The 9,672-nt window shown below is 55.1% G+C and carries 7 protein-coding genes; 5 read left to right on the top strand and 2 right to left on the bottom strand.

Annotated elements, in window-relative coordinates; translation table 11 throughout:
- Positions 1–286: 286 nt before the first annotated feature.
- Entirely contained in the window at positions 287–1,228 is a 942-nt protein-coding gene (locus tag A9Q02_RS04970; protein WP_097651252.1) for a glycosyltransferase 87 family protein, read from the bottom strand.
- A 213-nt stretch (positions 1,229–1,441) separates the two neighbouring features.
- Between A9Q02_RS04970 and A9Q02_RS04965 the strand changes: the two genes are divergently transcribed.
- The 4 genes from A9Q02_RS04965 to A9Q02_RS04950 all read left to right on the top strand — a co-directional run bounded on the left by A9Q02_RS04965 (position 1,442) and on the right by A9Q02_RS04950 (position 6,986).
- The gene (locus A9Q02_RS04965) at positions 1,442–3,058 is read left to right on the top strand and encodes an AAA family ATPase (protein ID WP_097651251.1); all 1,617 of its coding nucleotides are present in this window, start codon (positions 1,442–1,444) and stop codon (positions 3,056–3,058) included.
- A gap of 392 nt (positions 3,059–3,450) precedes the next feature.
- Positions 3,451–4,191 carry a succinate dehydrogenase cytochrome b subunit gene (locus A9Q02_RS04960; RefSeq protein WP_097651250.1) on the top strand — a complete coding sequence of 247 codons (741 nt, stop codon included), beginning with the start codon at positions 3,451–3,453 and terminating at the stop codon, positions 4,189–4,191.
- Positions 4,192–4,219: 28 nt separating this feature from the next.
- Positions 4,220–6,193, top strand: coding sequence for a fumarate reductase/succinate dehydrogenase flavoprotein subunit (locus A9Q02_RS04955; RefSeq protein ID WP_097651249.1), 1,974 nt, complete (start codon positions 4,220–4,222; stop codon positions 6,191–6,193).
- 13 nt (positions 6,194–6,206) lie between these two features.
- Positions 6,207–6,986, top strand: coding sequence for a succinate dehydrogenase/fumarate reductase iron-sulfur subunit (locus A9Q02_RS04950; RefSeq protein ID WP_097651248.1), 780 nt, complete (start codon positions 6,207–6,209; stop codon positions 6,984–6,986).
- A 51-nt stretch (positions 6,987–7,037) separates the two neighbouring features.
- Here A9Q02_RS04950 and A9Q02_RS04945 read toward each other — a convergent pair whose 3' ends face one another.
- On the bottom strand, positions 7,038–8,192 hold the full coding sequence (locus tag A9Q02_RS04945; RefSeq protein WP_097651253.1) for a glycosyltransferase family 4 protein: 1,155 nt from the start codon (positions 8,190–8,192) through the stop codon (positions 7,038–7,040).
- A 78-nt stretch (positions 8,193–8,270) separates the two neighbouring features.
- Between A9Q02_RS04945 and A9Q02_RS04940 the strand changes: the two genes are divergently transcribed.
- Positions 8,271–9,572 (top strand): glycosyltransferase family 39 protein, encoded by a 1,302-nt coding sequence (locus A9Q02_RS04940; protein WP_097651247.1) that lies wholly within the window; start codon positions 8,271–8,273, stop codon positions 9,570–9,572.
- Positions 9,573–9,672: the final 100 nt, after the last annotated feature.

Genomic DNA, 9,672 nt, shown 5'->3' with positions numbered 1-9,672 from the left:
CCTGGCCGCGTTGCAGCGGTCGTTGGCAGCCGCCATCGACCGCCTCTTGTTCCGGGCCTGACTTTGCATCAGCCCTGTCTTTAGCAGCAGGGCTGCTGCTAAAGACGCCTTCGGCGGTGGGTTGTGGAGCGACTGCGCCGCTCCACGAGATTTTTAGGTTCGTTTTGGCGGCTTCCGCCGCCAAAACGAACCTAAAACTGGGGGTTGGGGCGCAAGGCGAAGCGCCGAGCCGTTTACGGCCCCGGCAGAAACTACCAGCGCCCTCTCTTTAGCAGCCAAGCAAAGCTTACCGAAGCCGCCAGCGCAAAGGAGGCAAAAGCGCGGCAAAGAGGGCGGTCGCGACCACAAGCTGGGTCGTGGCAGCGATCGTCTCTGCGGTACGAGGGAGTTGAGTAAAAAACAGCGGAATAAACCAACTCAGCACGAGTGGATACCAGGGCGTCTGGGGGCGCCAGCGCATGACGACGGGGGCAAGGGCAAGCGCCACATAGACCACCGAGAGGGGATAGATCAGCGTATTGACAAGCAGCGCGAGCCCAAACGGGTCGCCTCGACCATAGCGATACCAGAGGAAGCAAGCCATCCCGCCAAGGAGCCACCCGGCAGGAGGAAACAGGAGTGGACGATTAGGAAGGATCGAGCGATAGGCTTGCAACCCACGCAGCCACCAGAGATAGATCTCGGGGCCGGCAAGAAGGAGCGTCGTGCCCCAAAGAAGCAACGAAGAGAGGAAAAAAGCAACCAGAAGTGACCATTGACCTCGTATAAGCGCCAACGACAAGAGCCAGAGAACGGGAAGCGCTACAGCCTGCGGCTTGAGGATCGCCAGTGCCAACAAAAGCCCTGCGGCAACCAGCAACCCCTGGCGACGGGCAAACTCGGCGAGCAAGAGCACAACGACGACCAACAACGTCGTTTGGCCTAACACCACGCCCTGAAGCAGAGGCAACCAAAGAACCATCCAGACGAGTGTCATCTGACCGGTTGTCTGGCGCGACCAGTACTCAAAACCAACAACAGCCAGGATCTGCACCAACAGACCGGTGATAAACCAGGGAAAAACCGTAAGCGGAATAAGGATCAACAAAACGGGAGGGGGATACGCAAACCAGCCAGGCTCAAACGTAAGCCCATCAGGCAATATATATGCACCATAGGGATCACCCCCCGCAAGCCAGTATTGAGTTGCTCCAACGAGCAAACGCCAATCCACAAACAATTGATGCATTGACAGGCGCCTCTCCTCGAAAGACACGATAAAGGCTTCTCACAACCGGTCATAGTGGGAGCTACCGATAGTCACAGGGTCGCGTAGGACTAGCGCACTATAGGCTAGAGCTTGTGACTACGAGTATACTAAGAGATGATACTTGTTAGCGCAGAGCAACCCCGTCGCGACAACTTTTATCTGGCCCGATGACCGGTAGAGAAGGCTCATGTTATGCGGTTTTTGCTTGACCAGCGATCATACGAAGAGATGCAGGCACGGCGCTCGCACTCACGAGATTGTTATGTGCGCGGACAGGAATACTTGCACCATCTCTATATTGACGGTGTCAAGTATACCATTGCCCGCGCTGTCTATGCCTGTTACACCGAAGCCCAGAATCGCCAGGATCAGGATGCGATCCTGCATCTGGCGATGCACATCAGTGAACTTGAGCAACTGATCAACGAAATTCGCACGCGTGGCGACACAGTAACCTCACTACGCTCGATTGGTGACGCTCCGCCAACTGAGGATGAGGCTCGTCCACAACTAAACAACTCCTTCTTGCCTCCCGAGCCACAGAATCTTGAAGAGACCGGCCTCAACCGCACATTTCTAACCGAACACTTTTTGCGCATTCTCTACAACAAAGGCCGGATCACCGGGCGCGATCTTGCTGACAGCATGTGTTTGACCTATCACATTGTGGAAGAGATCATTGTCGATCTGCGCAAAGTAGAACACATTGATATTATTGGGCAACGAGGTTTTGGCGACATCAACTACGAATATATTCTGACCCCACGCGGTCAAGAGGCCGCCATGTCGGCGATGAGCAAGGTGCAATATGTTGGACCAGCCCCAGTGGTGCTCGCAGACTGGGTTGCCTCGGTCAAAGCCCAGACGGTGCAGAACGTCAAAGTGACCCGCAAAAACATCCGTGATGCATTTCAAGGGCTCGTCATTGATGAATCGATCCTCAACTCGGTAGGGCCAGCCGTCAACTCAGGCACCTCGGTCATGCTCTTTGGGTATCCAGGGAATGGCAAGACCACCATTGCCGAGCGGATCACCAAATTGATGGGTGACGACATCTTTATTCCACAGACAATCTATTCGGATGGGGCCGTGATCAAGATGTACGATGCCATTGTGCATGAGCCGCCGAAGCATCCCTGGGATGACACCACAGAATATGATCGGCGCTGGGTGCGCATCAGCCGTCCGGTGGTCATTGTTGGTGGCGAATTAACGCTTGACCAATTGAATCTAATCTACAACGAGACCTCAAAGCTCTACGAAGCACCGTTTCAGATGAAAGCGAATTGTGGCATCTTTCTGATTGACGACTTTGGACGGCAGCAAGTGCGCGTTTTTGACCTGCTCAACCGGTGGATCGTGCCCCTAGAAAAACGCTACGACTTTCTCAACACCGTCACCGGGCAAAAGATTCAGATCCCGTTTGACCAGTTGATCATGTTCTCGACCAATCTCGACCCCAAAGATCTTGGGGATGAGGCGCTGTTACGGCGCATCAAATACAAATTCGAGATTATTGACCCGACGGAAGATCAGTTTCGTGAAATCTGGAAGATCATGTGTAAGGTACGCAAAGTGCCATATGATGATCGGAGCATTGACTATCTGATTGCGAAATGGTACACCCCCGATGAGCGGCCATTTCGCATGTGCCAACCACGCGACATTCTTGATCAGATCATCTCGATTGCGCGCTACAATATGGAAACGCCAACGTTGAGCGCGGATCTGCTTGATGCGGCGTGTCTGACTTACTTCCCCAGCAAAGAGAAGAAGAGCTTTGGGGCGAAGATTCGGCTGGATCTGTGAGTCTTGCGGGAGTTCTTTGTGCCGGAAGATACAAATTTCATATAGCTTCAAGATCCTGCCGTTCTATAAGGGTTTTCTGGCTATCTAATGCCGTGTGATGGCTTTCACAAGCCAGATCTAACTGATCACAAGGTTCGACAAGCGCCGATCTTTCAGTTATAATTCCCCCATAGAAGCGTGTTTGATGCGCACGTCCCCACTCAATGCTAACGAAATAGTTCAGACGTCGCTGTTATGCAACCAAAAAAACCTGGTTGCGTTGTCACAGCATAGTCTCTTCAACACCTGTGCAACAGGCTAGAAAGCAATATGGCCTCCGGTGTACTCCGGAATAGGGAGATGATAGTGGATCTGCCGTGTTTGAGTGTGCGTTACAACGGAAGGACGGGACGATGACAGGGGTTCTCACGCTTTATCGGACATCAGTTGGAAAAAAGGTGATCATGGCCCTGACCGGGTTCATTCTGGTTGGCTTTGTGGTTTTCCACATGTATGGCAATACCAAGATGTACCAGGGTCCCGAAGCCTTTAATGCGTACGCTGTCGGGTTGCGTGAACTGGGCTACCCAGTGTTTGGCTATGAGCATCTCTTGTGGGTTGCCCGTCTCGTACTGATTGGGGCCGTGATCCTGCACATCTGGTCGGCAACAGCCTTGACGATGCAGAGCCACAAGAGCACGGGTGCGAACGCGGTGAGCGGTACACGGCGGTATGGTGAGCACAAGCGGCAGACAAGCTATGCAGCCTACACAATGCGCTTTGGGGGCATTGTGTTGTTGCTCTTTATCATCTATCACATTTTGCACCTGACCTTCGGGATGGTTGGCTATGGGCCGAATGAGTTTCAACATCCCAATTATCTGGGGGCCCATCCTGAGTACTTTGTCTACAACAATGTTGTCGTGGGCTTCCAGAAGCCGCTAATCTCGGGTTTTTATATGCTCGCCATGGTCTTTCTGGGGATGCACCTCTACCATGGGGTATGGAGCATGTTCCAGACCCTGGGGCTGAATAGTGTGAAGTATACAGGCGTACTACGTGGGCTGGCGATCCTGGTTGCTGTGGCTGTCGTCATTGGCAACCTCTCGTTTCCGATTGCCGTGATGGCAGGCATTGTCGGCCCGGCAGTCTAAACCTACATACGGTGAGGAGTTTCTTTCGATGAGCGAGACGAAAAACGAGACGACGACGCGTACGAGTGTACGTCAGATCGAGTTTGTGAAGGGTCTGGATTCCGGTGCACCCGGTGGCCCGATTGAACAGCGTTGGGATACGCATCGTTTCCAGATGAAACTGGTCAATCCGTCGAATCGCCGTCGTTATACGGTGATTGTGGTTGGCTCGGGTCTTGCGGGTGGCGCGGCGGCAGCGACGCTTGGTGAGCAGGGCTACAATGTTAAGTGCTTCTGCTATCAGGATAGTCCGCGACGCGCACATAGCATCGCTGCGCAGGGTGGCATCAATGCTGCCAAAAATTACCGCAACGACGGTGATAGCATTTACCGACTCTTTTATGACACGGTCAAGGGCGGTGATTTTCGTGCCCGTGAGTCGAATGTGTATCGACTGGCCCAGGTGTCGGTGAATATTATTGACCAGTGTGTGGCGCAGGGCGTGCCCTTTGCCCGTGAGTACGGTGGCTACCTCGATAACCGTTCGTTCGGTGGGGCGCAGGTGTCGCGTACGTTCTATGCACGCGGGCAGACCGGGCAGCAATTATTGCTTGGGGCATATCAGGCGCTTGAGCGCCAGATTGCGGCTGGCTCGGTCAAGATGTTCCCGCGCACCGAAATGCTTGATATTGTGGTGGTTGATGGCTATGCCCGCGGCATTATTACCCGTGATATGGTCACCGGCAAGATCGAGCGCCATGTGGCCGATGCGGTGGTGCTGGCCACCGGTGGCTATGGCAATGTTTTCTACCTGAGCACCAACGCCAAGGGCTGCAATACGACGGCGATCTGGCGGGCTCATCGCCGTGGGGCCTTCTTTGGTAATCCATGCTTTACCCAGATCCACCCGACGTGTATCCCGGTAACTGGCGATCATCAGAGCAAGTTGACCCTGATGAGTGAGTCGTTGCGTAATGACGGTCGAATCTGGGTACCCAAGAAGGTCGGCGAGACCCGCGATCCGCGCCAGATCCCCGAGAATGAGCGCTACTACTACCTCGAAGAGCGGTATCCAAGCTTTGGGAACCTGGTGCCTCGTGACGTGGCTTCGCGCAATGCCAAGCAGGTCTGTGATGAAGGCCGTGGCGTTGGGCCCAGTGGTCTTGGTGTCTACCTCGACTTCTCGGATAGCATCAAGCGTCTTGGCAAAGCCAAGATCGTCGAGCGGTATGGCAACCTATTTGATATGTATGCGCAAATTACCGGTGAAAATCCCTACGAGACACCGATGCGCATCTATCCGGCGATCCACTACACAATGGGTGGCCTCTGGGTTGACTACAACCTGATGAGCACCATCCCCGGCCTCTTTGTGGCTGGCGAAGCAAACTTCTCGGATCACGGAGCCAACCGCCTTGGTGCATCGGCACTGATGCAGGGTCTCGCGGATGGCTACTTTGTGTTGCCCTACACGATTGCCAACTTCCTGGCCGGGATCAAGCCAGGTGGCGTCGACACCAATCACGCCGCTTTTGTCGAAGCTGAGGCTGAGGTCAATGGCCGCGTCAAGAAATTCCTGTCAATCAATGGCAAGCGTACGGTCGACGATTTCCACCGCGAGCTTGGCAAGATGATGTGGGACGAGTGCGGTATGGCGCGCAACGAAGCCGGCCTCAAGAAGGCTCTGCAGCGCATTCCCGAGATTCGCGAGGAGTTCTGGCAAAATGTGCGGGTGCCAGGTGAAGGCAACGACCTCAACCAGGAACTGGAGAAGGCCGGTCGTGTGGCAGACTTCCTCGAACTGGGTGAATTGATGTGCGTTGATGCGTTGCAGCGGAGTGAGTCGTGTGGTGGCCACTTCCGTGAAGAGAGCCAGACGGCTGATGGTGAAGCGTTGCGCGACGACGAGAACTTCAGTTATGTCTCGACCTGGGAATACACGGGCACGCTGTCGAAGCCCGAATTGCATAAAGAACCGCTGGCGTTCGAGTATGTGAAGCCGTCACAGCGCAGCTATAAGTAAGAGGGGATTTCTGATGAAGGTTACGCTCAAGGTCTGGCGTCAGAAGAATGCCAAGACGCCAGGCGAGTTCAAGACATACCCCGCCAACCACGTGAGTCCAGACATGTCGTTTCTTGAGATGCTGGACGTGGTAAATCAGGAGTTAATCCTAAAAGGCGAGGAGCCAATTGCCTTTGATCATGACTGCCGCGAGGGTATCTGCGGTATGTGTTCCTTAATGATCAACGGTATTGCCCATGGCAAGAAAGCCGTGACGACCTGCCAGTTGCATATGCGCAGCTTTAACGATGGCGATACGATCACGATCGAGCCATGGCGGGCCAAGCCGTTCCCAATCCTCAAGGATCTAGTGGTTGATCGTACGAGCTTTGATCGCATCATTCAGGCTGGAGGCTTTATCAGCGCCTCGACTGGCTCGGCTCCTGATGGCAATAGCATTCCTGTTGCCAAGCCAGATGCCGACAAAGCTATGGATGCAGCAGCGTGTATTGGCTGTGCTGCTTGTGTCGCCGCTTGTCCGAATGGCTCCGCAATGCTCTTCACAGCAGCAAAGGTGACTCACCTGGGCTTTTTGCCCCAGGGCCAGACCGAGCGTCACCAACGCGCCGTGAACATGATCGCGGTTCACGATGCCGAAGGTTTTGGCAACTGTACGAACATTGGCGAGTGTTCGGCAGTCTGCCCCAAAGAGATCAGCCTCGATACGATCTCGCGGCTCAACCGTGATATTGTGGTCGCAGCCTTGAAGGGCATTGAACCAACCGTGGAGACTGCGGCTGCACAAGCAAGTTAGCTGAACAGCGCAGAACACAGCGACGGCGGGGAACACCCCGCCGTCGCTGTTTTATGCGCTTGCGACAGCTTCCAGGACAGCAATGGTCTCACGGGCAACCTGACGATACGAAAAACGGGCAGCCTGGGCCAGGCCTTGCGCCTCAAGCTCGGCACGCAAACGCTCATCACCAAGCACACGGGCAAGGGCGGCAACCCAGCCAACCACATCATCGGGGGGCACCCGAATGGCCGCCGGGCCAACAACCTCGGGGAGACTACTCGCATTGCTGACCACCACAGGGGCACCACAGGCCATCGCTTCCAGTGGTGGTAGACCAAACCCTTCGTAGCGTGAGGGAAACGCAAAGACCGTACAAGCCTGATAGAGCAACGGGCCATCCTCGGTTGGCACATGAATCCGGCGCACTGCCGTCGTCAGTTCAAGTTCGGCGATCAGGCCATCCAGATCAGGAAAGAGGCGGCGGTCATGGCCGAGCAGGCGCCCGGCAATCGCCAGGGTGGCACGCACACCGCGTGCGCGGAGCAACGCAAAAGCTTGGAGGAGCACGGTCAGATTTTTGCGAGCATCCAGTCCCCCCACATAATAGATGAATGGTTCGGTCAAGCCATAGCGTCGGGCAACCTCAACGCGGGCCGCTTCTTTATCTCCAGGTTGATACTGATCGCCTGCCGCCAGCAAGACTGGTGTTACCCGTGCAGAGGGCATGCGCAAGTGCGTTACAATATCATCGCGGCTGCGCATGGAAAAGGTGAGGACATGCTTGCTGTGGCGCACGGTGCGTCTCACCAGTGACATATAGGCACGCACATGCAGTCCACCACGATATTCGGGCAAGATGAGTGGAATGATATCCCCCACCGTTGTCACAACTGGCACCGGAGCATAGAATGGTGACGCAAAATAGGGCACAAAGAGCACAGCAGGTTCACGGCGGTCGGTCAGGCGCTGAACCGCCCAGGGAAGGGTCAGTTGCTCAAAGGCAAGTTTCGCAAGATTAGCCCCCAGGCGCGTGGAGGGCGGACGGACACGCAACAGCTTTACACCATGTGGGGGCGGAGGTACAGCAGAAGCAAGCGAAGGAGTGAGCAGGATATAACGATGCTGCGGGGCTACCCTGGGGAGCCAGCGCACCAGACCGTGCAGATACTGACCGCTCCCAACATCTGGTTCAGCCCAGAAGCTCCCGTTAATCAACACCTGCACAGACATTGCTCCTAGGGGGCGGGCAAGCCCGTACCACCATAAGCCTGAAGATCTCATCTGGCACAAGGATACCATACTATGCAACAGATGCCCTCATACCAGGCACTGCTCAACCGCATTGATCTCCCCCGTCTCATCACATGGGCGCTGCCATTCTGGGGGTTAGTCGTGATGTTGGCGGTAAGTAACTACCCGGCGATGCATCGTGATCTCTGGACTGACGAGGCCTTCTCAGCCAGTTACACGTTTCATACGACGATTCGCGAGGTATTGGATGACGTACGCAAGAACGAAGAAACCCCGCCGCTCTATTTTCTGCTTCTCTGGGGATGGGCACAGATTATTGGGCATGACGAGGCGAGTCTCAGAGCTTTTTCGCTGACGGCTGCAGCGATCGCAACTATGCTCTTTGCTTTGCTCGCGCGGCGTCACCTCGCCTTGCCGGCCAGTTTTTTGAGTGTGACCGCCTTTGCGCTCGCCCCGATCTTACAAAACTACGCCCTTGAAGTCCGTGGCTACACGCTGACGATTCTACTCAGTGTGGTCAGCCTCATCACATTCGAAAACCTCTGGCGTCATCCGGAGAGTAGTCGTGCGCAGGCAAACTATATTGCCAGCGCTCTGGCGCTTTTTTTCACCTCTTACTTTAGTCTTCCGCTCTTAGCTGCACAGTGGCTCTGCTGGTTCTGGCAATTGCGTCCCCCTGCCACACGCAAACGTCGGCTCATCGACTGGGCTGTGTTGCATCTCGTCATGACGCTGGGCATTGCCTGGTGGTTGCCGAGTCTGGCGTATCAATTTTCGGTAGCCGCTGATGTAACGGCAAGTTGGATCAGTGGGCCAGGTGATTATTACGCCCTCTTGCTTAGTCTTGTCGTGGGGAGTCCTCAAGCAGGAAACTGGTTCATCTTCTGGCTTTTGGGTGCCGCCGCCAGCATCGTGCTCATGCTGGCTGTGGTTTTGCATGATGATCAAGCAGTCAGAGGCGTCGTTCTGCGGGCAATGGTGTTACCAAGTTTGCTTCTCTTTGGGCTATGCATCACGCTTGAAGTCGCAGCTTATCGTTATCTCAGCATCATCTTGCCTGGAGCAGTACTCGCGGTTGGGGCAGGTTTCAGTGCCTTGCGCACCCATCGTGCGTTACTCGCATGGATCTTGGCGAGTCTTGTGGCGATCGCTCTCCTTTTGCCATGGTTGATCCCAACGGGACAGGCAAGCCAACCACCAAAGCCATGGCAAAAGCTAAGCAGCATTGTTGAACAGAATCTTGCGCCAACCGGTGATGTTCTTCTCTTTCATCCCCCGTGGGATCAGCGCATTTTCACCTACTACGCCGTGAACACGGCCATTATTAAGACACCCCTGAGTGTAAATCGTTAATTGTGTAAACCGATAACGGCTGATTGGGGGCTAGCCCCCAAACCCCCAGAAGGGGGGGCAACCCCCCCCTTCACCCCCCCAGGGCGTGCTCGTGCGCTGG

Origin of the sequence: Candidatus Chloroploca asiatica (assembly GCF_002532075.1) — a bacterium.
Taxonomy (GTDB): domain Bacteria; phylum Chloroflexota; class Chloroflexia; order Chloroflexales; family Chloroflexaceae; genus Chloroploca; species Chloroploca asiatica.
Note: the sequence above shows the minus strand (reverse complement) of the source record. Positions and strands in the feature narration are given on the sequence as shown.

Coding starts and splice junctions, on each gene's coding strand:
- A9Q02_RS04940 (WP_097651247.1), top strand. CDS start 8,271: ATGCAACAGATGCCCTCATACCAGGCACTGCTCAACCGCATTGATCTC.
- A9Q02_RS04950 (WP_097651248.1), top strand. CDS start 6,207: ATGAAGGTTACGCTCAAGGTCTGGCGTCAGAAGAATGCCAAGACGCCA.
- A9Q02_RS04970 (WP_097651252.1), bottom strand. CDS start 1,228: ATGCATCAATTGTTTGTGGATTGGCGTTTGCTCGTTGGAGCAACTCAA.
- A9Q02_RS04960 (WP_097651250.1), top strand. CDS start 3,451: ATGACAGGGGTTCTCACGCTTTATCGGACATCAGTTGGAAAAAAGGTG.
- A9Q02_RS04965 (WP_097651251.1), top strand. CDS start 1,442: ATGCGGTTTTTGCTTGACCAGCGATCATACGAAGAGATGCAGGCACGG.
- A9Q02_RS04955 (WP_097651249.1), top strand. CDS start 4,220: ATGAGCGAGACGAAAAACGAGACGACGACGCGTACGAGTGTACGTCAG.